Origin of the sequence: Streptomyces sp. NBC_00448, from assembly GCF_036014115.1 — a bacterium.
Taxonomy (GTDB): Bacteria; Actinomycetota; Actinomycetes; order Streptomycetales; family Streptomycetaceae; genus Actinacidiphila.
In genome coordinates, this window is record NZ_CP107913.1 from 7,607,281 (window position 1) to 7,629,767 (window position 22,487).

At 71.2% G+C, this 22,487-nt stretch carries 27 protein-coding genes and 3 pseudogenes; 5 read left to right on the forward strand and 25 right to left on the reverse strand.

Annotated features, from left to right (window positions below):
• Positions 1-77: 77 nt before the first annotated feature.
• The 3 genes from OG370_RS32735 to OG370_RS32745 all read left to right on the forward strand — a co-directional run bounded on the left by OG370_RS32735 (position 78) and on the right by OG370_RS32745 (position 3,619).
• On the forward strand, positions 78-1,547 hold the full coding sequence (locus OG370_RS32735) for a PepSY-associated TM helix domain-containing protein (RefSeq protein ID WP_443060789.1): 1,470 nt from the start codon (positions 78-80) through the stop codon (positions 1,545-1,547).
• Complete coding sequence (locus OG370_RS32740) at positions 1,544-2,257, forward strand: DUF5134 domain-containing protein (protein ID WP_328470639.1); 714 nt, start codon at positions 1,544-1,546, stop codon at positions 2,255-2,257. Before OG370_RS32735 ends, OG370_RS32740 begins: the two co-directional genes overlap by 4 nt.
• Positions 2,258-2,515: 258 nt before the next feature.
• Positions 2,516-3,619, forward strand: a complete 1,104-nt coding sequence (locus OG370_RS32745) for a ferritin-like domain-containing protein (RefSeq protein WP_328470641.1) — start codon at positions 2,516-2,518, stop codon at positions 3,617-3,619.
• Between the two features lie 55 nt (positions 3,620-3,674).
• Here OG370_RS32745 and OG370_RS32750 read toward each other — a convergent pair whose 3' ends face one another.
• The 8 genes from OG370_RS32750 to OG370_RS32785 form a co-directional block, all read right to left on the reverse strand.
• The gene (locus OG370_RS32750) at positions 3,675-4,658 is read right to left on the reverse strand and encodes a cytochrome c oxidase assembly protein (RefSeq protein WP_443060911.1); all 984 of its coding nucleotides are present in this window, start codon (positions 4,656-4,658) and stop codon (positions 3,675-3,677) included.
• 151 nt (positions 4,659-4,809) lie between these two features.
• On the reverse strand, positions 4,810-5,283 hold the full coding sequence (locus OG370_RS32755) for a copper chaperone PCu(A)C (protein WP_328470642.1): 474 nt from the start codon (positions 5,281-5,283) through the stop codon (positions 4,810-4,812).
• Positions 5,280-5,930: an SCO family protein gene (locus OG370_RS32760; RefSeq protein WP_328470644.1), complete on the reverse strand. Its 651-nt coding sequence runs from the start codon at positions 5,928-5,930 to the stop codon at positions 5,280-5,282. Before OG370_RS32760 ends, OG370_RS32755 begins: the two co-directional genes overlap by 4 nt.
• A 362-nt stretch (positions 5,931-6,292) precedes the next feature.
• Positions 6,293-7,099, reverse strand: coding sequence for a hypothetical protein (locus OG370_RS32765; RefSeq protein WP_328470646.1), 807 nt, complete (start codon positions 7,097-7,099; stop codon positions 6,293-6,295).
• A gap of 102 nt (positions 7,100-7,201) precedes the next feature.
• Entirely contained in the window at positions 7,202-7,417 is a 216-nt protein-coding gene (locus OG370_RS32770; RefSeq protein WP_328470648.1) for a hypothetical protein, read from the reverse strand.
• A gap of 403 nt (positions 7,418-7,820) precedes the next feature.
• Complete coding sequence (locus OG370_RS32775; RefSeq protein WP_328470650.1) at positions 7,821-8,639, reverse strand: ABC transporter ATP-binding protein; 819 nt, start codon at positions 8,637-8,639, stop codon at positions 7,821-7,823.
• A 19-nt stretch (positions 8,640-8,658) separates the two neighbouring features.
• A complete protein-coding gene (locus OG370_RS32780) occupies positions 8,659-9,666 on the reverse strand; it encodes a FecCD family ABC transporter permease (protein WP_328470652.1) in 1,008 nt (335 codons plus the stop codon).
• A gap of 52 nt (positions 9,667-9,718) precedes the next feature.
• Complete coding sequence (locus OG370_RS32785; RefSeq protein ID WP_328470654.1) at positions 9,719-10,585, reverse strand: ABC transporter substrate-binding protein; 867 nt, start codon at positions 10,583-10,585, stop codon at positions 9,719-9,721.
• A gap of 64 nt (positions 10,586-10,649) precedes the next feature.
• On the opposite strand from OG370_RS32785, the gene OG370_RS32790 reads away from it, so the two are divergent.
• Complete coding sequence (locus OG370_RS32790; RefSeq protein WP_328470656.1) at positions 10,650-10,823, forward strand: hypothetical protein; 174 nt, start codon at positions 10,650-10,652, stop codon at positions 10,821-10,823.
• A gap of 296 nt (positions 10,824-11,119) precedes the next feature.
• Here the strand turns inward: OG370_RS32790 and OG370_RS32795 are convergent, their stop codons facing one another.
• From OG370_RS32795 to OG370_RS32865, 16 genes and pseudogenes are all read right to left on the reverse strand, one after another.
• Entirely contained in the window at positions 11,120-11,329 is a 210-nt protein-coding gene (locus OG370_RS32795; protein WP_328470658.1) for an integrase core domain-containing protein, read from the reverse strand.
• Positions 11,314-11,619, reverse strand: a complete 306-nt coding sequence (locus OG370_RS41585; RefSeq protein ID WP_443060912.1) for a DDE-type integrase/transposase/recombinase — start codon at positions 11,617-11,619, stop codon at positions 11,314-11,316. The genes OG370_RS32795 and OG370_RS41585 overlap by 16 nt, the downstream gene beginning before the upstream one ends.
• Positions 11,620-11,628: 9 nt before the next feature.
• Complete coding sequence (locus OG370_RS32800) at positions 11,629-12,009, reverse strand: IS3 family transposase (protein WP_328470660.1); 381 nt, start codon at positions 12,007-12,009, stop codon at positions 11,629-11,631.
• Complete coding sequence (locus OG370_RS32805; RefSeq protein WP_328470662.1) at positions 12,006-12,503, reverse strand: transposase; 498 nt, start codon at positions 12,501-12,503, stop codon at positions 12,006-12,008. The genes OG370_RS32800 and OG370_RS32805 overlap by 4 nt, the downstream gene beginning before the upstream one ends.
• 1 nt (position 12,504) lies before the next feature.
• The gene (locus tag OG370_RS32810; RefSeq protein WP_328470664.1) at positions 12,505-12,789 is read right to left on the reverse strand and encodes a gas vesicle protein K; all 285 of its coding nucleotides are present in this window, start codon (positions 12,787-12,789) and stop codon (positions 12,505-12,507) included.
• The gene (locus OG370_RS32815) at positions 12,786-13,016 is read right to left on the reverse strand and encodes a gas vesicle protein (RefSeq protein WP_328470666.1); all 231 of its coding nucleotides are present in this window, start codon (positions 13,014-13,016) and stop codon (positions 12,786-12,788) included. The genes OG370_RS32810 and OG370_RS32815 overlap by 4 nt, the downstream gene beginning before the upstream one ends.
• Complete coding sequence (locus OG370_RS32820; protein WP_328470668.1) at positions 13,013-13,840, reverse strand: GvpL/GvpF family gas vesicle protein; 828 nt, start codon at positions 13,838-13,840, stop codon at positions 13,013-13,015. Before OG370_RS32820 ends, OG370_RS32815 begins: the two co-directional genes overlap by 4 nt.
• Entirely contained in the window at positions 13,837-14,193 is a 357-nt protein-coding gene (locus OG370_RS32825; protein WP_328470670.1) for a gas vesicle protein, read from the reverse strand. Before OG370_RS32825 ends, OG370_RS32820 begins: the two co-directional genes overlap by 4 nt.
• Positions 14,190-15,176 carry an SRPBCC family protein gene (locus OG370_RS32830; protein ID WP_328470671.1) on the reverse strand — a complete coding sequence of 329 codons (987 nt, stop codon included), beginning with the start codon at positions 15,174-15,176 and terminating at the stop codon, positions 14,190-14,192. Before OG370_RS32830 ends, OG370_RS32825 begins: the two co-directional genes overlap by 4 nt.
• Positions 15,177-15,182: 6 nt before the next feature.
• Entirely contained in the window at positions 15,183-15,794 is a 612-nt protein-coding gene (locus tag OG370_RS32835) for a hypothetical protein (RefSeq protein WP_328470672.1), read from the reverse strand.
• Positions 15,794-16,060 (reverse strand): gas vesicle protein GvpG, encoded by a 267-nt coding sequence (locus OG370_RS32840; protein WP_328470673.1) that lies wholly within the window; start codon positions 16,058-16,060, stop codon positions 15,794-15,796. The genes OG370_RS32835 and OG370_RS32840 overlap by 1 nt, the downstream gene beginning before the upstream one ends.
• A 1-nt stretch (position 16,061) precedes the next feature.
• The gene (locus OG370_RS32845; protein ID WP_328474650.1) at positions 16,062-16,784 is read right to left on the reverse strand and encodes a GvpL/GvpF family gas vesicle protein; all 723 of its coding nucleotides are present in this window, start codon (positions 16,782-16,784) and stop codon (positions 16,062-16,064) included.
• Between the two features lie 12 nt (positions 16,785-16,796).
• On the reverse strand, positions 16,797-17,234 hold the full coding sequence (gvpJ, locus tag OG370_RS32850; RefSeq protein ID WP_328470675.1) for a gas vesicle protein GvpJ: 438 nt from the start codon (positions 17,232-17,234) through the stop codon (positions 16,797-16,799).
• A gap of 107 nt (positions 17,235-17,341) precedes the next feature.
• On the reverse strand, positions 17,342-17,665 hold the full coding sequence (locus OG370_RS32855) for a gas vesicle protein GvpO (RefSeq protein ID WP_328470677.1): 324 nt from the start codon (positions 17,663-17,665) through the stop codon (positions 17,342-17,344).
• A 186-nt stretch (positions 17,666-17,851) separates the two neighbouring features.
• A pseudogene (gene ligD / locus OG370_RS32860) lies at positions 17,852-18,770 on the reverse strand (non-homologous end-joining DNA ligase).
• A gap of 124 nt (positions 18,771-18,894) precedes the next feature.
• Positions 18,895-19,835, reverse strand: a pseudogene (locus OG370_RS32865) (NAD(P)/FAD-dependent oxidoreductase); the annotation flags it as partial.
• Between the two features lie 344 nt (positions 19,836-20,179).
• Between OG370_RS32865 and OG370_RS32870 the strand changes: the two are divergent.
• Positions 20,180-20,302, forward strand: a pseudogene (locus OG370_RS32870) (DUF6328 family protein); the annotation flags it as partial.
• Between the two features lie 1,014 nt (positions 20,303-21,316).
• On the opposite strand, the gene OG370_RS32875 reads toward OG370_RS32870, so the two are convergent.
• Entirely contained in the window at positions 21,317-22,447 is a 1,131-nt protein-coding gene (locus tag OG370_RS32875; protein WP_328470679.1) for a uroporphyrinogen-III synthase, read from the reverse strand.
• Positions 22,448-22,487 lie beyond the last annotated feature (40 nt).

The window sequence follows — 22,487 nt, forward strand, 5'->3', positions numbered from 1 at the left end:
ACTTCGCCGGCCCGACGAATGAAGAGGTGGGCGGGTTTTCGCTGCCCCATTCTCGGCACCACTTGGCAGGAGACGCCATGGCAGTGAGCGACAGCACGCTGGACACAGGAAGACGAGACGGGGACGACGACGGTCCGACCGAGGAAGCCGACGGCCCCGACACGTCAAGTCGAATAGACGGCCCCACCAGGCCCGCGGCATCGCCCGGGCTCTGGGCGGCAGTCCGCCCGCTGTTGATGCGGCTGCACTTCTACGTCGGCGTGCTCATCGGCCCGTTCCTGCTCGTCGCCGCGACCACCGGACTGATCTACACCACCACGCCGCAGGTCGAGCAGATCGTATACCGGCACGAGTTGCACGTGACCGCGCAGAGCCCCGCGCACGTGGTGCCGCTGGCCCGGCAGGTTGCTGCCGGGAAGGCAGCCGTTCCGGACGGGACCCTCCAGTCCGTCAGCCCGCCCGCCGGGCCGCACGACACCACCCGCGTGCTGTTCAGCACCCCCGGCGTGCCCGACGGGTACAGCAGGACCGCGTTCGTGGACCCGTACACCGGCGAGGTGCGCGGCGTCCTGACCACGTACGGCCAGTGGCTGCCGGTCCGCGCCTGGCTCGACGGCCTGCACCGCACCCTGCACCTGGGCGCGTTCGGCCGCAACTACAGCGAGCTGGCGGCCAGTTGGCTGTGGGTGGAGGTCCTCGGGGGGCTCGCGCTGTGGCTGGGGGCGCGCCGCCGGAAGGGCGAGCGGCTGCGCCGGACGGTGCTGCCGCGGGTGAAAAGCGGCGCCGGCCGCCGCAGGACGCTGTCGTGGCACGCCGTGGTGGGGTTGTGCGTGTCGCTGGGCCTGCTCGGGCTGTCCGCGACCGGTCTGACCTGGTCGAACCACGCCGGAGCCAGCATCAGTGAACTCCGCGCCCAGTTGAAGGGCGGCAGCCCGTCCGTCTCCACCACCCTGCCCGCCGCCGCATCGACGGCGCGCAAGGGCGGCCAGGCTGTGGGCATCGACGCCGTGGTGGACTCCGCCCACCGTGCAGGGCTGACCGGCGTGTTGGACGTCACCCCGCCCAGCGCCCCAGGCACGGCCTGGACCGTCCAGGAGAACACCCGGCACTGGCCCGAACGCCAGGACTCCGTGGCCGTGGACCCGTCAACCGGGAAGGTCACCGCCAAGCTCCGCTTCGCGGACTACCCGGTGCTGGCCAAACTGACCCGCTGGGGCATCGACGCCCACATGGGCCTGCTCTTCGGCCTCGCCAACCAGGTCGTGCTGGCGCTGCTCGCGATCAGCCTCATCACCATGATCCTGCTCGGCTACCGGATGTGGTGGCTGCGCAGGCCCACCTGCGGCGGCCCGGCGATGGGGCGCGCCCCCGCGCGGGGCACATGGCGCCGGATTCCCGGACAGGTGCTGGCCCCGGCGGTTCTCGTCGTTGCCGTGCTCGGCTACTACCTGCCGCTACTGGGCCTGCCGTTGCTGGTCTTCCTCGCCGTCGACCTCGCGGTCGGCGCGGTGGTCCGGCGGCGCACGACCGCGGAGGTGGCCCGGTGATCGCCGCGCACGGACTCCGCTGGATACTGACCGTCCTGTTCGCCGCGGTGACGCTGCTCAGCGTGGCACGGGCGCTGCGCCCGGGCCAGGCGCGCGCGGCGGCCGAGCGGACCACGCACGCCCTCCATGCGCTGATGGGCACAGCGATGGCGGTCATGGTCTGGCCCCGGGGCATGGACGTGCCCGCCACCCCGCAGGCCGTCTTCTTCCTCCTCGCCGCCGCGTGGTTCGTGGTGGCGGCGCTGCTGCGCGGCCGGTGGATCTGGCGAGGCCCGGGGGAGGCAGGGCACCCGCGCACCCATGTCGTCCTGCACGCGGTGATGATGGGTGGGATGGCCTGGATGCTGCTCGCCATGCCCGACGACATGAGCAGCGGCCCGTCCCCGGCAGGCGGTTCCGGCGCGATGGCGGACATGCCGGGGATGGACATGTCCGGTCCGGGCGGGGGCATGTCGATGCAACTCCACGGCACTTCCCACAGCGTGGCCGTCGTGCTCCTCGTCGTCTTCGTGGTCATGGGCCTGTGGTGGCTCTCGCGGGCCTTCGACACCGCCCGACTCGCCCCGGCGGTGCCGGAGCCCCCTGCTGTCGGGCCCGCCGTCCCAGGGACCCACCGGGAGGAATCCGCCTTGCTCCGCGGGGCCGTGGACGCCGGCTGCCACGGCGCGATGGCCTTCGGTATGGCTGTGATGCTCCTCGCCATGGTGTGAACCGGGCCAACTGGTTCCGCGGCGGGAGCCGAGCGCCAGCACGGGGGGCCGATCAGGTGGGAACTCCCCTGTCGATGCCGCGGGTTGCGGTCGTGCGGTTCCGCGGGCGTTAGCGTCGGGGCTACCCGGAGGCAACCCGTCATGTCCGACAGGATGTCACCGGCAGGGACCGGATCGGGCGCGGAGGCAGCGATGACAGACGGTGGCGGAGAAGGGGACGACGCTGCTCCCGCGTCGTTGCGGCGCAGGAGCGTGCTGGTGGCGGCGGTGTCCGCGGCGTCCGCAGGTCCGCTCGCGGCCCCCGTGTCCGCCGCTTCGCTGCCGCCTGTTCCACCAGGCGCAGCGACTGGCGGCCGATCCGTCGCACGTCTGCTGTCGGTTGCCGAGCGCGAGCGGGACCTCGGCTGGATCAGGACGGCCCTGCAGGTTGCGGTGGAACTCGAACTGTCGACCATCCCGCCGTACCTGTGCGGCTGGTGGTCGGTGAAGGACCGGGGAAGCCAGGCCGCGCGGCTGATCCGGCGGATCATCGACGACGAGATGTACCACCTGGGTGTGGTGTGCAACCTGCTGGTCGCGGTGGGTGGGCAGCCGCAGATCAAGGCTGCGGCGCCGGTCTATCCGGGGCCCCTGCCCGGAGGGGTACGTGCCGGGGTCACCGTGTACCTCTCGGGCCTGACAAGGTCCTTTGTGCACGACGTGATGATGGCCATCGAGGCCCCGGAACTCCCGCTGGCCCGCGTCGGCGATGTCTCGTCGAGCATCGGTGTCTTCTACGGCGAACTGCAGCGCGCGTTCCGGGCCGAGGCTCCTACGCTGGCGTCAGCTGGGCAGTTGGCGGCACGCGTCGGGTCCGACGATCTGAAGCCGCTGGAAAGCGTCGACGACGTCGAGAGAGCCATCGAGATCGTCAAGGAGCAGGGCGAGGGCACGACGGGCTCTCCGGATGAGGCGTTCCAGGATGACCAGCCGGCGCACTACTACGCGTTCGGCGAGATCTACCACGGAAGGTGCCTGCAGAAGACCGACGGCGTTTGGGAGTTCACCGGCGACGCGGTCCCGTTCCCCGATGTCCGCCCTATGGCCGTGGTACCGGCCGGAGGCTGGCAGGACCCGTCGCCTCAGGTCGCGCAGCTCCTGAACAGCTTCGACACCGGATACCACGAGGTCCTGAACTCTCTGGAGACGGCCTGGTCCGGTGGCGGGGCGCGCAGCCTGGGCGCTGCGGTGCATGCCATGCGCGGACTGGAGCCGTCTGCGGTGGAACTCATGGAGACGGCGATCCCCGACACGTCGAGTACCTACGGTCCTCAGTTCAGTCCTCCCGCTCTTCCGGTGAACGCGAGCCGTCGCGGTCGCTGACGTGTGGGGTTGGGGCCATTGGCCGGGTCCCGCGACGCAGCGGTTGTCGCGGGCGTCAGCCCGCGTGCCGCTGGTCGGCGGCGGCGAGGCGGGTCAGGTAGGCGTTGTAGGAGGTGAGCTCGGCGTCGTCGTCGCGGAGCGCTTGGCGGTCGGAGCGGGCCGCGGTGCGGCGGTCGGAGGCGAACCACTGGGCGAGCAGGGCCAGCAGGACGAGCAGGGTGGGGACCTCGCTGAACGCCCAGGCGATGCCGCCGCCGGTGGACTGGTCGCTCAGCGCGCTGATGTGCCAACTGGCGGGCGGGTGGGCGAAGTAGCCGACGAGCAGGCCGCTGGACATCATCACGGCGATGCCGAAGAAGGCGTGGAAGGGCATGCCGATGAACAGTTCCAGCATCCGCATGAGGTGGCTGGGCCGCCGTGGGGCGGGGTCGATGCCCATGATCGGCCAGAAGAACAGCAGCCCGGTGGCGAGGAAGTGGGCGAGCATCCACTCGTGGCCGAGCCAGGTGCTCATGGCCCAGTCGAACAGCGGGGTGAAGTAGAGGGCGTAGAGGCTGGCGATGAACAGCGGCAGCGTGAACAGCGGGGAGGAGACCACTTGCGTGAAGCGGCTGTGCAGCAGGCGGACGAGGAGCTCGCGCGGGCCGGTGCGGCCGCCCGCCGCGGCCGGCAGCGCGCGCAGGGCGAGCGTGACGGGCGCACCGAGGAGCACCAGGATCGGGGAGAGCATCGACAGCACCATGTGCTGGACCATGTGGACGCTGAACAGGGCCATGCCGTAGCCGCCGATCCCGGTGCAGGTCACGGTCGCGACCGTGGCGACGCCCGCGAGCCACGCGGCGCTGCGGTGCAGTGGCCAGCGGTCGCCGCGGCGCCGCAGCCGTACGACCGCGGCACCGTACAGCAGCAGCGCCAGCAGGCAGGCCACCGCTTCGACCGGCACCGGTTGCGGGTGCCAGGCCAGGAGGCGTCCGAGGGTCGGCGGTGCCTGTGGCATCCACATCGGGCCGCTCATGCCGGTGTTGCTCTTGCCTGGCATGCCGTTCATGCCCGGCATCGACGGCATGGCGCCGCCGGCGTGGAGCAGGGCGGTGGCGGGATTCATGGGAGTCCTTCCCTCAAGGGGTGCGCACGGTTCGGCGGAGCGCCCCGCCCGGGTGTGACCGGGACGGGGCGCCCCCGGGCGGGGTTCAGCTCTTGGGCTGGTAGGTGGCCGGTTCGACCGGCGCTTTGACTGTGACCGGTCCGGAGTGGGCGAACCGCAGGTGGAAGGTGACCTGCCGGCCGACGGCGGGCCGTTCCGTGAGGTTCATGAGCATCAGGTGGTTGCCGCCGGTCTTCAGCACGAGCGAGCCGTGAGCGGGTATGGGCAGCGACGAGACTCCTTTCATCGCGTCGGTGTCGGTCGTGACGTGCAGCGACACCATCGGTGCGAGGTCGCTGGTGACGCCGGTCAGCGCGTCGGCGGCCGAGCCGGTGTTGGTGACGGTGAAGTAACCGGTCGCCATGTCCGTGAGCGGCGGCCGGGGCACGTAGGCGCCGGAGACGTGGAGGCGGGGGCGGCCGGTGGCCGAACCCGCAGAGGAGGAGTGGGAGCAGCCGGTCAGGGCGGCCGTGGCGGCGACGAGCACGACCGCGACGGCTGAGACGGTGCGGTGGTTCACGGGGTGGCTCCCTGGACGAGGCGGGGCAGGTCGGCGGCGAAGCGGCTCTCGGGCGTGCCGGAGGGATAGAGCAGGTGTGCCTTGTCGTCCTTGGGGGAGAAGACGACGACTTCGGCGCCGTGGGTGACGCTCTCGCTTCCGTCGGCGTTGCGGACCGGCGCCGAGACACCGATGCCGAGGCCGCGCGCGGCGCGCTGGATGGTGCCGAAGTCGCCGGTCAGGCCCACGAAATGGGGGTCGAACTCCCGAAGCCACTGCTTGAGCCGGCCAGGAGTGTCACGCTGCGGGTCGGTCGTGACGAAGACGACCGTCGGGCGCGGGCTGCCGGTCGGCAGCCGTTGGACGGCTCCGGCCAGGTCGGCCATGGTCGTCGGGCACACGTCGGGGCAGTGGGTGTAGCCGAAGTACAGCAGCAGCGGTCGTCCGGCGGTCCGCCGGACCAGGTCGTAGCGCTTGCCGTCCTGGTCGGTCAGATCCAGGGCGGGTTTCGGGAACGGCGTGTCGAAGACGATGGCCCCGTGAGTCGACGAGGACGGCGGGGTCGAGATCTTGGCGACGGGTCCGCTGTCGGAAGAGCCGCTGCACCCTGCGAGGGCGCACACGGCTGCGAGCGCGACCGCGGCGGCGGTCGGACGGTGGTGACGCATGGACGGATTTCCTCTGGTGCACGGCCGTCCACCCCGCGGTGCGACCCGTCTGCGGGCAGCGCACGGCAGGGTGAGGACGGCGTGGTGGTTCCGTGCGTGCCCGGTACGCACGGAGGAAGGCAGGGTCCGGCGCGGACGCGTCCCTCGCCCGGGCAGGGACGAGGACCCCCGCGACCGCCCCGCCATGTCGCGCGTGCACGGGAGTTCGCGGGAGCCGTCGGGGGTGTTCCGGTCGCCGCTGAGAGCGACGGTCCGGGTTTGCCCCGGGGTCCGGCCGGATGTTCCGGCGGGTCGTTCACGAGCCCGCCGGTAGTACCGCCCCGGCCATGAGGACAAGCACGCACCGTGTGCGTGACGGTCTGTCAGGCCGTGGCCGCCACCGGGGGTGGCCCCCTGCGTACCACGCTGTGCCGTACGGAAACGGCCTTCGGTCGGCGCCGCTCCGGGCGCCGGTGGGCCGCCCGCGCCGCTCGCCGCTCGCCGTCCTCCAGCCCGGCTCGCGCGGCGAGGAGGACGAGCACGGCGCACCCGGCCCGCACGGCGACGAGCACCGCGGTCGTGGCCGGAGCGAGCACGCGACCCGATTGCCGGGCGAGGTGCCAGAGCGCCGCCTCGCCGCGCCACAGCAGCAGTCCCATCACCAGGGCCGCCAGCAGGTGCGCGGTCACCATGCCCGGCGTCAGCATGAGGCCCATCCCCATGCCGGACGATCCGGGAGAACCCATTCCCGGCATGGCGGCCGAGCCGGCAGGAACGGCGACAGCCTGCGCGAGGCCCGCCTGCCGTACGAGGTGCGCCGCGTCAGCCGGCGTCGAGCCCGCGGGCAGGCCCCCGCACACCAGACGAGCGGCCAGCGCCATGACGCCGTGCTCCTGGGGTGCCATCGAGCCGGATGCCCCCGAAGTGCCCTGAGCCAGGCAGAACATCAGGTGGAGCCCGAGCTGGCCGGCCGCCAGACCGGCGGTGATGCCGCGCAGCGACCTGCGGCGCCCGGCCAGGGGAACGACCACGCACATCACGGCCAGCCACCCGGCCACCAGCGTTCCGGCGCCGACCGGCATGCCCGACGCAACTCCGTGGCCCAGGGCCGACAACAGGACGCAGGCCGCGGCGAACACCGCGGCCCTGACCAGTCTGAAGTCGGCGGCAGCCCGAACGGGACGATCCATGGCCCAGCCATCATGACACCCGGAAAGTCCCGTCCCGGCGGCAGGGGCGGCCGTCGCCCGGCCCGGCCGCGCGGTACCCCTGCCCGGCTCTTGGAAACGCGGTCAGGCCGTGGCCACCGCGTCGAGCTTTCCGGCTTTCGCGTCCGCCACAAGGTCCGCGAACTGATCCGCGCTCATCTCCACGCGCTGCCCGAAGTCGTCGGTGATCACGATCCGACGGTCCGCCGGCGCTGACGGATCGACGAAGAGTTGCGGACAGCCGCAGTCGCACTTGCCGCAGAACGTCGCCAGGGGCTGCAGGTTGCTGAGGTCGGTCATCGTTCCTCCACCTTCTCGGGGTCGCCCGTGCTGAGCGCCGCGACGCCGGTCGTACGTGCCGCCGCACTCGTCGGCGACATACCCCTGACGCCGTCGCGTGACGCCGACGCACCGAGCACCTCCGAAGCACGGGCGCGGCGAGCCGCGCGCCGGTGTGCCTCCCGCGCCTCAGCCCGCGGGGAGTCACGTGGAACTTCCGAGGAGGGCAGGACGACCACTCAAGGGGGCACCCGCTGAAGGAGGAGCAGCCGTGATCGCCACCGTCACGCACCCGCGAGCACCACCGTGACCGAGGACTCGCTGCCCTCGGCCGAGCGTGGCGACCGATGCCGTCGTGACCATGGCTCACCTGCCGCGGACCTCGCCGTCACCTCGACGGCCGGCTGCCGCTTTTCCGTGACCGTCAGCTCCTGTCACGCCGCTCGTCGGGCGGACCCCGGCGGTCTGTTGGGCGCTCCGCCTTGTCGGGGGACAGCGGCGCGACGACGAGGTGTGGGCGACTGGTGATGGGGTGGTCCACGACCTGTGCGCGGACGCGGAAGACCCGCTCGGCGAGATCCGGGGTGAGTGCCTCTTCGGGTGATCCCTTTGCGACGAGGACTCCCTGGTGCATCACGACCAGGGTGTCGGCGTAGGCCACGGCGTGGTCGAGGTCGTGCAGCACGGCGATACGGGTCACCGGCAGGTCGGCGAGCAACGTGAGGGTGTCGAGCTGCGCGGTGATGTCGAGGTGGTTGGTGGGTTCGTCGAGCAGCAGCACGGGAGCGTCCTGTGCCAGGGCTCGGGCGAGCAGCACGCGCTGTCGCTCACCGCCGGACAGTGTCTGGAACGTCCGTTGGGCGAGGTGGCCGACACGGCAGCGGTCGAGCGCGGTGTCCACGGCGTCGTGGTCGCCGTGGCCGTCGCGTTGGTACCAGCGTTGGCGGGCGAACCGGCCGGTCGCCACGATGTCGCGCACGAGGAGGCCGTCGGCTGCCGCTTGGTGCTGGGTGACGACCGCGCGCAGGCGGGCGACATCGCGTGGTCGGGCCGTCCATACGTCGGTGTCGCCGATGACCACGGCTCCGGCGTCGGGGCGCACCGCTCGGTAGATGGTGCGCAGCAGCGTCGACTTGCCTGCTCCGTTGGGGCCTACGATCGCGACGAACGAGCCTTCGGCGATGGTCAGGTCGACCTCGTCGATGAGCGTACGCGGACCGATGCGCACGCTGACGTCGCTCACGCTGATCCTCATCGCGCTGTCACCCCTGTTCGGCTGGTTTCCGTCGCATCATCATGAGGAACAGCGGTCCCCCGATGAGCGAGGTGAAGATCGTCAACGGAAGCTCGGCCGGGCTGGCCACGGTGCGCGCGACCAGATCGACACAGACCAGCAGCAGCGCGCCGGCCACGGCCGACAGCGGTAGCAGTCGGCGGTGGTCGCCGCCTACGACGAGCCGCACCGTCTGCGGGACGATCAGGCCGACGAAGCCCACGCCGCCGGCGTTGCTGACCGAGACCGCCGTGAGCAGCGCGGCCACGACCAGCAGTCCCAGGCGGAACGTCCGGATGTCGACGCCCACCGCCGTCGCGTCGTCGTCGCCGAGAGCCAGGGCGTTGAGGCCGCGGCCGCGCGTGAGCAGCCATCCGCCGCACAGCACGGTGACGATCAGCGGCAGCAGGACGTTGCTCCACCGGGCAGCGGCGACGCTGCCCAGTGTCCAGAAGAGGATGCCGCTGATCTGGTCCGGTTGGGCCTGCAGTTGTACGAAGCTGGTGATCGCGGTGGTGACGTAGCTGAGCGCGACGCCGGCCAGCACGAGCCGGGAATCCGTGAAGGTCCCGGAGATCTGGGCGAAGGCGAACACCGCGACGAGCACGACCACCGCTCCGGCGAACGCGGCCACGGACACCGACAGCCCCGCGAGTGCGGTCGTGCCGTAGGCCATCACCAGCACGGCGCCGAGCGTTCCGCCGGAGGAGACCCCGATCACGTAGGGATCGGCCAGCGGATTGCGCACCAGCCCCTGCAGGGCGGTTCCGGCCAGCGCGAGCGCGGCGCCCACCAGCGCGGCCAGCAGCACGCGCGGCACCCGCAGATCCCAGATGATGTACTGGTCGATCGGGTCCACCCGCGAGGCCCGTCCAGTCAGGTTGTCCCCGACGGCCCCCAGCACGTCGCCGACACCGAGGTGAACGCTGCCGAGGCACACGCCGGCCACCATCGCGACCATCAGGCCGGCGACCAGCAGACAGGCGGTGACGGCCACCCGACCGGCACCAGGACGCGAGCGTGACGCCGACACGGGGAGCGCCGACACCTCAGAACGCATCAGGATGGGCCGCACGGGCGACCTTCTCCACGCCGTCGACGGCTGCCGGTCCGAAGTACATCCCGTCGTGGACCACGACGTACCGCTTCGCCTTCGACGCCGCCCAGAGCGGATGCTCGGCGAAGATCCTGGCCGCGGCGGACGGCGCGTCCACGCTGCCGTCGACGAAGAGCACGAGGATGCCCACATCGGCCTTCGCGAGCTGCTCCGCGCTGATGGTCGCCTCGCGAGGCTGACCGGCGAACGCGTTGGTCACTCCGGCCCGGCGAAGCACGTCGTCGAAGACACCTCCGGTCCACACGTACGGAGCATCGGGCGTCGCCCCGGGCCCGGCGATCAGGCCCCGCACGTCCTTGTCGGGCGCGACCGCCTTGGCCACCCGCGCCAGCGTCGCCTTCTCGCCGGACACGACCGACGCCGCCTTGTCCGGGACATCGAAGATCCTGCCCAGGAGGTTCAGGAAGTCGAAGCTGGTGGTCACCCCCGCCTTGTTGTAGAACTGCTTCTCCGCCGCGGTGGCCTCCGGGTTGCCGTTGGCGCAGTTGGCGGGGGTGACGATCGTGCGGATACCGAGCTTGGCCAGCTCCTCGCGGGTGGCGAAGCCCGACTTGCTGTCGAAACCGCCGGCATAGGGAGACACCACCAGATCGGGCTTCGCGGCGATCAACTGCTCGGCCGGCACGCCGTAGTTCTGGTTCATGGTCAGCCCGCCTTTCGGCAGGGCGGCTATCTGCTGCTGCATACCGGGAATGTCGGAGACACCGTAGTTCTGCGTGTTGGCGATGATCGTCTTCTGCAGGCCCAGCTCGATGAAGGACTCCACCTCGCCCACGGAGACCCCGTTGAGGATCACCACCCGCCGCGGAGCCTTCGTGAACGTCTCCTTGTACCCGCAATTGTCAACGGTGAGCGGATAGCCGGTGGCCGAACGCCTCGCAGCACCGCCGGGAGTGCTGCCGGCCGCATGGTCGGCGGAACTTCCGCAGGCGGTCACCGACCCGGCTGCCACCATTACCAGCACCGACGCAGACAGTACGCGGCGGAGCCGCCTGAACGCGATGAACATCGATCACCCTTCACCTGTGCACGGCTGAGGGCGTTGCCGCGCGCTGTCATAGGGAGTTGTCTCTTGCAGGCAGCGAAAAGTTCCCGCAGTGAAAGACCTGACCCAGGCACAGGTTCCGGGTGGCGGCCCGGCGTCTGCGAGGTGCGGCCTCCACGGCGCAGCCGGTGCTCGGCTGCCCGGGCGAGACCTGCCGGCTGCGGCGCGCCTCGCGGCGGAGTTCCTGCGATGACGTCACGCCGTCGATCGGCCGCGGCGCCCGCACCGAACCTCCGGTGCGGGCTGATGTGAGCTGCCCCGAGTTTCGTAGAGTCCGGTGATCTTGTTTCAGGCAGACTGTGGGACTGGTTCCTGGCGTCGCCAGTAGCCCTGTTCGTGCTCGGCGGGCGGCACGTAGTCGAGTGCGGAGTGGAGCCGTTCCTCGTTGTACCAGGTGATCCACTGGAAGATCGCCCGTTCGACCTGGTCGATGTCCTTCCAGGGGCCTTGCATCTCGATCAACTCGGCCTTGAACGTGCCGTTCAGGGCCTCGGCCATGGCGTTGTCGCAGCTGTCGGCGACGGACCCGACGGAGGCGGAAGCGCCGAGGTCGGCGAGCCGGTCGGTGTACCGAATTGATACGTATCGGGCGAGTTCAACCGGTCGCTGTGATGGACGAGGCCGGAGTCCTTCGTGATCCTCCGCCTCCACAGGGCCATCTCCAGTGCGTCCAGCGGGAGTTCGGTCCGCATGTGGTTCGCGACCTGCCAGCCGACGATCATCCGGGAGTACACGTCCAGGACGAACGCCACATACGCCCAGCCCGACCAGGTGCGGACATACGTGATGTCGGCGACTCACAGCTGGTCCGGCCGGCTCGCGGTGAAGTCCCGGTCGACCAGGTCCGGCGGGCGCGGCGCCGACGGCTCCGGAACTGTCGTGCGACGCCGCCGTCCACGGATCGCGCCCTCCAGTCCAAACTCGGCCATCAGCCGCTCGACGGTGCAGCGGGCCACCTCGTGGCCCTTGCGCCCGAGCGCGCGGGTGATCCGGCGGGCACCGTACGTGCCACCCGACTCCGCGTGGACCCGCTCGATCAGCGGCATGAGCCGTTCGTCGCGGAGCCGACGGGCCGGCTTCGGCCGCTCCTTGCGGGCGACGTACGTCGATGGCGACAGCTGAAGAACCCGGCAGACGGGATCGACCCCGAGACCTCTGCCACGCAGGTGGCCGATCACCTGCTCGGCCTCGTCCGGGGACAGTCGGTCTCCTGAGCAAAAAACACCGAGGCTGCCTTGAGGATCTCGTTCGCCCGCCTCAACTCGGCATTCTCCCGGCGGAGTTGCCTGAGCTCGTCCTGCTCGGTGGTGGTCAACCGGTCGTCACGCTCACCGCGGTCGGCCTCGGCCTGGCGGACCCAGCCGCGCAGGGCCCCCTTGTGGATACCCAGATCCTTCGCGACGTGCGCGATACCGAACGCGCTGCGTCCATCGCTCTGCCCGGAAGATCCGGACGGGGCCGCCCCCGCCTTCGAGGAACAGATGTGGGCACGGTCCGGAGGTGGGCGCAGGTCATGACGGCCGGTCTGGAACGCCTGGTGAGCCTGGGCCCCGCCCCCGCCGTGGCCCTGGCCCACCGCGACCAGAGCCAGCCATCCTGACTGCCAAGCGGCGTCGATTCCGATCACTACGGCGCTCTCCGGAGCGGTACTGGTGGCCCCGCCGTCGGCCACCTCACCAGTTCTCCTGCGGGAGCAGGTGCCCCAGGGGGCCGAGGTCGAGATTGAGGTCTTCTCGGCGGAGGTTGTGGTGGGTGCACAAATCGGTCATGGCACCGTCGAGGAGCATGAGGGTGGTGCCGAGTCGTTCCTCCTGATCGGGAGTCAGGTCCTGCTGGTCGATGCGCCGCACGGCCTGCCGTTCGAGGAGCTGGCGCAGGAGTTCAACCACGGTGAGGACCAGGGAGACCAGGTCGCGTGCCGCGTTGTCGGGGTCGATGTCGACGCGGGGGGCGGTCACAGCGGACCTCCGTCGTTCCAGGGGGCCGGGACGCGTTCGCTGACCGAGGCGAGCAGGGCGTGGAGGGACAGGCGGATCAGTGGGACGTCGGCGATGGCGATGACGAGGTCACCGCTGATGACGATGCCGGTGGCCAGAACCCGGTCGAGCAGGTCGACGAGCGGCACGCCCAGCGGTGCGCCGCTGTCCGGGCCCTGCCACGGAACGACGCCGGTCCCGGATGTCATGAGTCGTCTTCGCCGGTGAAGGAGTAAGGCACCCAGGGACCTGACACCTCGGTTTCCACGTCCAAGCCTTCGAAGGTGTCGTCCATCGCTCGGATTGCCGTGACCAGGTCGGCGGCGCGCGTGCTCTCGACGAGGAAGGCCGCATTGAGTACTTGGGTCCGGTCACGGCCAGTGATGTCGGCGCCGTGGGGCCGTCGGCGTACGGCGGCGACGGCGAAGGCGGCTGAGGTGTCGTAGACGTGCTGCGCCGCCCGCCCGACGGCTTCCTGCCGGGCGTGGCGGTCACGCTCCCGGGCACGTACCCGGTTCAGGTAGGCCAAGCCCCCACCGGGGGCGGCCCTGTCCGGGTCGGTACCGCAGCGGCCGCTGTCATCGCCGACCTGCCGCACATGGACTTTGACAGCCCACTCGGAGCGGCCCGCCACACGGTCCAGTACGGCGAGGAAGTGCGTGCGCTGCTCATCCAGAGTGGCTACGGCCCGGTTCGGGTCCGTGAACAGGGTGGCGAGCGGCAGCGGAACGACCGGACCGTCCGCGGCGGCCGCCGTGACGACGGCGTGGTGGGCGCGCGCACATGCCTCCAGGGCCGCCGGATCGGAGAGCCGCTGCCGTAGCGCTTCCTCGGTGAAGTCCTCGGCGGGAACGCTCTGCACGACGGCCCACAGGGAGCCGGGCAACTCCAGCAGACGCAGGGGGCTGCCCCCAGAGTGTCCGCGGACGCCGACAAGCCCGGTCGGATCGGGGTTGCCGCGGACCGCGAACACGCACATGGCCGTCGTGCCGTCGGGACACACCGCAGGGGCCCACGCCGGTGTGGCGCTCACGCGTTCTCCTTCGGCCGCCGGCGCTTGGGGGCGAGGGCCGGCTGGCTCTCCAGCTGGGCCAGCCTGTCCCGCAGCTCCTGGTTCTCCCGGCTGAGTGCGTTTTCGGCCGCGCGGGAGGAGAGAGCAGGGTCGGTCTCCCACCAGTCGATGCCGGCCTTCTTGGCTGTCTCCACCGAGGAGATGAACAGCCTCAGCCGGATCGTCAGCAGTTCGATGTCCAGGAGCTCGATCTTGATGTCCCCGGCGATGACGATGCCCTTGTCGAGGATGCGCTCCAGGATGTCCGCCAGGTTCGCCGTCGACGGAGGAGGGTTGTAGGGGGTCACCTCAGTGGGGAAGTCGAATCCTGTCATCGCCTGCTCCGGCGCCGACTCCGAGGCCGCCCTTCCTCGTCCTCTTCCTCTTCTTCCTCTTCCTCGTCCTCCTCGCCGTCGCCGTCCTCCTCGCCGCCGTCGTCTTCCTCTTCCTCGTCGTCCTCGTTCCCGTCCTCGTACTCGTCGTCCGCGTACTCCTCGTCCTCGTCGTCCTGCAGCCCCTCCTCGTGGGAGCGGACGACCTCGCCGTCACGGATCTCGCCGCGCCAGCCCTCCAACTCCTCGTCCGCGTTGAGGGTGACGTGGCGGCCGAAGTGCTTGAGGTCCAGACGCAGGCGTCTGCCCTGGGCACGCCAGAGATTGCCGGTCTTCTCGAAGAATCCGGCCGGGTAGTACTCGACGACCACGAGAATCCGCGTCAGGGTGGGCCCGAGTTCATGGAAGGTGACGGCACCGTGTGTACTGCCCTTGGCGCCTTCGGAGGTCCACACGATCCGATCGTCAGGGACCTGCTCCTGGATCGTCGCCTTCCAACTGCGGCTGGACGGACCGACCTTCACGTTCCAGTCGGTCTCGACGTCGTCAGACTGGGAGACGTTGCGGACACCCTTGGTGAACTCGCTGAAGTCCTCGAACTGCGTCCACTGGTCGTACGCCGTACGCAGCGGGACACCGACGTCGAGCGTCTCGACGATGTTGACCGCCTTGATGTTGCTGCCGCCCTTGCCCCCTCCTCCACCGACGGAGTCCTTCACCTTGTCCACCACCTTGTCCTTGGCGTCCGTCGCCTTCTGGCCCACCAGCGCCTTGAGTGGTGAGTCGCCCTTGAGCATCCGGCTTCCGGCGCCCATCAGGCCACCCTCGCCCTCAGCCACATCGGTCAAACGGTCGGTAAGGCCGGACACCTTGTCGCCTGCCTTGCCGACCAGTTGCTGTGCCAGGTCGGTCAGGAAGTTCCCCAGCTCCTCGCGCAGGTCATCGAGCCCCCTCGGGCTCTCGGACTCCCCGTTGTTCTCGGCCATGTCCGCCTACCTTCCGCGCCGGTTCGAACCGGACTGGGACCTGCCGGACGTCGACTTCTTCGCCGGCGCAGTCTTCTTGCCCGCTGCCTTCTTGGCGGGTGCGGCCTTCTTCGCGGCTGCCTTCTTCGCCGCCGGCTTCTTCTCCGGTGCGCCGCTCCTGGCTTTTGCGGTGCGCTTCTCGGCCTTCTTGGCCGGGCGCGCCTTCTTCGGCGCCGCTCGCTCCTCCTGCGGCCCCTCGTCGCCGACCTCCTCGTCGTCGTACCCGTCCTCGTCGTCGTACCCGTCGTCTTCGTCGGCCTCGGTGTCCTCCAGTTCACCGCGGCGGCGTTCGCGCAGCGCGTCGGCAAACGCGGAGAACTTCCGGTCGGCGGAGGCTGACGTCGCGCTGCGCACGGCGGTCATCAGTTCGTCCCGGATCTGATTGCGAAGCCCCTCCAATCCCGGGTGCTCCCGCAGTTGGCGCATGCCCTCGGCGGCGAGCGCCGCGGGGGACAGGCCGATCCGGCGGCCGGCGATCAGCGTCGCGATCGCGAAAGCCGCCTTCGCCTTGCGGGTGCGGCCCAGGACGTAGCCGCCTGCCACCGCCGTGGCTACCGCTGTCTTGCACGAGTTGTTCATCAGCGAGCACCTCTCGGATGGCCGGCCGTTGGACGCCCGGTTGCGGGTTGTTCCAGCAGGTCCAGCAGCCGCTCTTCCTCGGCGTCGAAGTACTCGATGTCGATCTCGCCTTCGTCGTAGGCGCGATGGAGCGCGGCGAGCCGGGCCCGGAGCACGGTCGGGTCGTACATCTCGGCCTCCGCCGCGTCCAGCAGCACCTTCGAGATCCAGCCGACGCCTTGGACCGGGGCGAGGGGTAGGAAGAGCAAGCCCTTCAACAGGCCCATCTCACACACCGGCCGGAGTGGGCAGTTCGCAGAAGCTGTAGCAGGGCAGCGGCCCGGTCAACCGCAGGTCCGCCCGGTCGGCGAACTGCTCGGCGAGGTCGTCGACCACCTCGCGGCAGTCGGTCATGTGAGCGTCGGGAACGAGGAAGGACAGGTTGAGCACGCAGCCAGGGACCTCCGGTCCGGCCTGGACCTCATCGGCCAGGGCGGTGAGCGCCACCACGGCTTCGCGTGCCACCGCGGCAGCCCTGCGGCACAGACCCGTCATGACGGCCTCGCCGAGCCGGATGCTCGCGTCGTAGCCGGGCCGCTGCCGAACCTCCTGCCGTAGTCGGCGCACTCCCGGGTCCTCGCGGACCAGATCCATCAGGCCGCCTTCGCGCGGGAACACCTTGAGGTTCAACTCCACGCGGTCCGCCACCCGGTCCAGCGCCGCCGCGTAGCCCTCGGGCCCGTCGTGCAGTCGCGCCAGCACGTCGTCGTCACCGGCGGCCACCACACCGAACCGACTGGGAAGCAGCGGGCCGAGGCCGGCGACCGCGAGCAGGACGGCCTGGTGCGCCTGCAGATCCCTTCGGCAGGCGCGCACCTTCTCCGGTGCGGCGCTGACCACGGCGGCCAGGCTCCCCGCGACCAGCTTGCGGAGCCGGGCCGGTGGATCGCCGACCCCATGTAGTGGCCGCGGCAGGGCGAGCCCCGCTCGGGTCAGCCCGTAGACGTACACGCTCAACTTGGCTCAGCCTTCCTCGTCACGGCGCCGGGAAGGGCTACGGCCCCCGGAGCGGGCAGGCGTACGGCGCCGAGGCCGCTCCTCTTCCCGCTCGTCCTTGTCGTCACCAACACCGATGGCCTCCTTGACCTTGCCGCCCACCGAGCGGGCCGCCTTCTTGGCCCCCGCCTTCTTCACGGCCCCGGCACCTCCGAAGAGTTCCGGCACGGTACGGCTGGTGGAGTCGTTTTCCAGATCGAGCCGGTTGCACGCCTCGGCGAACCGCAGATACGTGTCGACACTCGCCACGACGATGCGGGCATCGATCTTCAGGATCTCGATGCCGACCAGGGACACCCTGATGAACACGTCGATGACGATGCCCCGGTCGAGGATGAGGTCCAGGACGTCGTACAAGGTGCCTGCACGGGGCGCGCAGACGACTTCATCGGTTATGACGGTCACAAGGACACCGTTCCTTCGGGTGGATGATCCAGGACAGGTGAGGGCAGATCAGTTGCCGGTCAGGGCCTACGGGGTCGTCAGCGCCGGTCGGAATCGCGGCAGGGCGATCACGTGTCGGCCGCGCCGCGCCAGTAGCGGCGGACCCGGCGGTAGCTGACGAGCGAGCCGTCCTTGCCCAGTTCCACCTCGTACGTCGCCAGCAAGCTGGTGGTGTCCGGGATACGGGGGACCTCCACGACGTCCACCGACACCCGCCAACCCTCGTCCTCGGTGGGCGCGACTTCGGAACAGCCCTCCGTCGGGCGCCCGATCAGTTCGCCGAGAGTCCCGGCGGCTTGGCGTGCCGCGTCCTCTGCGCCTGAGACCGGCTTCGGACGAGCACTGGTGCGGCTGGACGCCGATCGGGCCTGACGGGCGCGTTCTTCCTTCATGGCCCCAGCCTCATGTCTGCCCGAGCCACACGCATGCGCAAGTGCACCACCTGGGGCACAAGGCCCAGTCGGAGTCACCGGAACGGCAGACCGATGCCACACGGCGGCGACAACGGAACCCTGACGCTGCGGGGCAGGTCGCGCGGAACCGTACCGGCGGGCGGCACGTCAGACCGGCACGCCGGATCACACCACGGACCGTCCCTGGAGGCGGCCGAGCCTATGCCGGGCCGCGGCGAGTGGGCGGCCGCGTTTCAAGGCCGCGTCCTGCCACGGATCGGGGTCGGCCAGGCGTTCCTCGATGTCGGTGAGGGACCAGCGCCTCACCGTGCTGGCCGGGTCGTCGACCTCCGCCCACGTCAGCGGCATGGTGACTGGAGCGCCCGGGCGCGCGCGGACCGCGTAGGGGGCCACAGAGGTCTGGGCATAGCCGATGCGTTGAACGTCCAGATAGAGCCGGTCGCGTCGGGCCTGCTTGCGCGGCGGTGGTGAGCTCCTGCGGATGGCGTTCGGCGAGAACGCCGGCAACGTCATGGGCGAAGGCGTGCACGTCGTCGTCAGGAGCGCGCCGGTCCAGCGCCACCAGAACGTGCAGACCCCGCGACCCGGTCGTCATCACCGCGGAGGGCAGGCGCAGTTCGTCGAGCAGTGCGTGCAGCAGGCGTGCGCATTGGCGCACAGGAGCGAAGTCGTCCGGGCCGGGTCAAGGTCGAAGACGAGCCGGTCGGGGTGGTGCGGGCGGTCGGCCCTGCTCAGCCAGCGGTGCGGGGTGACACACGCCTGTCCCGCCATGTAGAGTGGCGGTGTCGTCGCAGACCAGGTGCGTGACCGACCCGCCCTCCTTGGACACGGTCGTGCGGTGCACCCGGTCGGGAAAGTAGTGCGACACCTCCTTCTGCATGAAACTCTCCCCCTCGATGCCGTCAGGGTGCCGCTCCAGCATCAGTGCCCGCCCCCGCGGGTGTGGCAGCATCCGTGGGGCAGCGGCGCGGTAGTAGCTCGCGAGGTCGGCTTTGGTGAGGCCGTCACCGGGGAAGAGCAACTTGTCCGCCCGGCTGATCCGGACGGTGCGCCGTCCGGCTCGCAGTACCGTCTCGGAACTCATCGGTTCGACCACCTCCTACGGCACCTTGCGGGTATCCCGCGGCCCGCGAATGACACCCTGCGCGCAGGACGACGGGCGGGCCGGATCATCGGGATCAGGTCCCGTCCTGGTGAAGATCGGGGCCGCCGTCCCGGCGCTGCTGGGCGCCCGGCGACGCGGGGGTTTCCGGTGACGCGTTCTCCAGCGGGACAGCCGGGCTGCGGAACAGCCCGAGCTGGACGGCCTGGCGGGGGAGCACAGCGTCCAGTAGCCGGTCGGCGGCCCCCCGGGCGCGGTTGCCCGGCAGCGATGACAGGTGGTAGCCCCTGGTCACGGCTTTCGCGACGGATACTGACAGCGGTATGCACAGCGGATCTGCGGTGGCCTGGAAGCCGCCGAGATCCACGGCGAAACCGAGGTCGTGGTGCCGATAGGGGCGCGGTTCGCCGTGCCCGAGAGACGCCGCGATGTTGCGGGCGGCCGTTCGGCCCTGCCGTACCGCGTGCTGAGCGGTCATCGGCGTGACGCTCCCCGGGCCGGCGAGGTCGGGTACGGCGGCAGCGTCACCTGCGGCGAACACGTCGGGACGGCCGGGCACGTTCAGGTACTCGTCCACCGTCAAGCGTCCCTTGGCCGTCTCCAGGCCCAGCTCCGCGACCAGCGGATCGGGACGGACGCCGACACACCAGACGAGGGACCGTGTGGGCACGAACCTGCCGCCGGTCAGGCACACGCCGTCGGCCACGGCCTCCTCCACCGACGTGCCGGTGAGCACCTCCACACCGCGACGGCGCAGTGCGCGGTCGGCGTCGTCGGACAGCCTGCGACCGAGTTCGGGAAGAACCCTGTCGGCGACGTCGAGCAGCAGCCAGTGCGGACGGACACATGCGCGGGACAGAGTGGGCGCCGACGGGCCAGAGCGCGAGTGAACAGCTGCCCGTGCGCTGCGACTTCCGTGCCGGTGTAGCCGGCGCCGACCACCACGAAGGTGCAGCGCGCGGACCGCTCGCCCGCGTCTTCCGCGGAGTCGGCCAGTTCGATCTGCCGGGTGAGGTGGTCCCGCAAGTACAGCGCCTCGGGCAGGCCACTGCCGGGCCGTGCGGCGCGGTGGCTGAGGACCCTCTCGCTCCCGGCCCGTGCTCGAGGCGTTTTCGGTCCTCGTAGGACGGACAGGGACACCTGTGAGGAACGTGCTCCCGGGCGGCTCCGCGACTCGCTCGCTTCGCCTGGCTGGGTGGCGCTCTGGGGGGATCGGGCTGTGTGACCCGCGTCGGCGGCGCACACGGCCGTCCCGGAGCCGAGGATGGGACCCTCGAAGGAGTGGCGGCCTGCCCGGCCCGACAACCGTCGCACCACCGTTCGTGGCCGGCGAGCGTCACTCCCGGGCTGACCCAGTCGGCGTTCGTGAACCGCGTAGGGAGGGACCGGCGATGAGTGCAGGCGACCGCGAGCCGTCCGCCGACGCAGGGCGGCAGGAGAGCGCGGAGGAGCGAGCGGACCGCCGGTGGGGCGACCTGCTCCAGGAGTTGCGGGTCGCGCAGACCGGCGTCCAGTCTGCGGTCTGACCGGGGCGGTCATCGGCCTCGCCGCCGTGTCCTCGGTCTCGGCCGGGGCATGCTCGGTGGCCGGGTCCTGCCGGTGGCCGGGGCCGCCCTGCTGGCGACCGTCGCAGCCGTCGCCTGGACTGCGGCGCCCGGACCGTACCCATCCGCACGATCTCCCGCATCGCCCCGCCCAGGTCCTGGCCGAGCCGGGTAGGGGTCCGGCGTCGGAGCAGCATCATGATGGCGCCCCTGGGGCGGCCGGAGTGTCAGGGACGGCCGCCTCAGGACCACCTGAGCCACGAAGACGCTGACGGACTCCCTGTCCCCCCGCGCCCGAACGGAGCAGTCCGCCGCCTTGCCGGTGGCCGGGCCGCTGATGGTGAAGAGGACGGCGCCCGTAGGACACGGAGGCACCACCCCACCCCCAAGCGCGGACCGGGCGGCAGGCGAACCCCGAGCCGTTCGACGGCGACGGCGAGTCGGGACCCGGTGACATCGCCGGTGCGCAACCGCGTCGTCATGCCACCGTGCGGCGCGGTGAAGTCCCGTCCGGCGTGGGGGAGCGCGGCGCGGCCGCGAGGGCGGCGCGGCACGCGCGGGCCCGCGCCCGACCGGAGGCGAGCGCCTGTTCCCGGCCCGTCCCCTGCTCGGGCGTCGTGGCGGAGCCGGGCGGTGATGTCGGTGACTCCTGTCGGCTTCAGTGTGCCGATGGCGAGGTTCTGCCAGGTGACCGGGGTGTGGGGTGCGGGACGCGCCAAGCAGGTCCCGGCCCCTGGGTGGGGCGGTTGGGTCCTCCGAGTGGATGACCCGCCCCCATCAGGTAGCCGGCGACCGAGACGCGGTCATGTCCCCGCGCGCGCAGTGCGGCGGCGGACTCCTCGGCGGCAGGGCCCGCCGCGCCGAGGCGGGCGGGTGTCACCGCAGGGGAGCCGGGCGTGCAGCGACGACGCGATCGTGGCGGCGTCGGCGTTGAGGCGGCGGTAGGGTCCCGGGCGGGCAGGGCGCCGGATACAGCAGGGGACGTTACAGCGCCGCCAGCCGGTATCCGCGCTTGGGGACCGTCCGCACCAGGTCGCTGTGCGGCCCCAGCGAGGCGCGCAACCGGGCGACCGCGGCCTCGACGGCGTGCTCGTCGGCGTCGGAGTCCGCCCAGGCGCGGCGCATCAGCTCGGCGCGGCTGAGCACCCGCCCCGGCCGCTCCGCCAGCGCCCGCAGCAGGATCGCGCTCTTCGGGGACAGCCAGCGGCTCTCGCCGTCCACCAGCAGCGCGCTGCCCTGGAGCACCAACGCGCGCTCTCCGAGGCAGATCTCCTGGCGGTTGCGGGCAGGCAGCGTATCGGTCAGCGTGCGGACAAGCGCGCCGAGTCGCCCGCGTTCGGGCCAGACGACAGGAAGGCCGGCGTCCACCAGCGGGCGGCCACAGACCGGGCCGACGCAGACGGACAGCACGTCGGTGCGCATAGCCTCAAGAACCTTTTCGTACCGGCCGTCGGCGGACGCTGTCTGGAGGAACGCGGTGATCGCGGGGGCACTGGTGAAGGTCACCGCGTGCACCTCGCGGCGGACCGTCTGCTCGACCAGCCGCCGTACCGGGCCCGGGTCCTCCGGGGGCGCCCACCGGTAGACGGGCACAGAGACGACCTCGGCGCCGCGTTCGCGCAGGGCGGCGCTGAACGAGGTGAGCGGCAGGCCGTGTTCCTGCACCGCGATCCGGCGCCCGGTCAGCCGTCGGGCCAGCAGCCAGGTGAGCAGTTCGTCGGTGGCCTCGCTGTGCGGGGAGTACGCCTCGTCCAGTCCGCTGGCGCGCACCGCCCCGGTCGCCTTGGGGCCGCGGGTCAGCACGACCGCGTCGCGACAGGCGGCGGCCAGCTCCGCGCCGCGCCCCCAGCCGTCGGCCGCGCTCATCCAACCGCGCCAGCCGACTCCTGTGGTCGCCACCACGTAGTCCAGGGGTGCGGTGAGGCAGCGCTCGGTGGCGCGGCGCAGCGCGATGTCGTCCTCCAGCGGGAGGATCCGCATCGCGGGTGCCTCGACCACGCGGGCGCCGCGCCGGGTCAGCAGCGCCACGAGTTCGTCGCGGCGGCGGGCCGCGGTCACTCCGACGGTGAAGCCGGTCAGCGGACCGGGCGCGGCCGGGTGCGGGGAGGTGCCCATGGACGTAGGGTCCGGGCGACGGGTTTCCACGAGGTTGCGC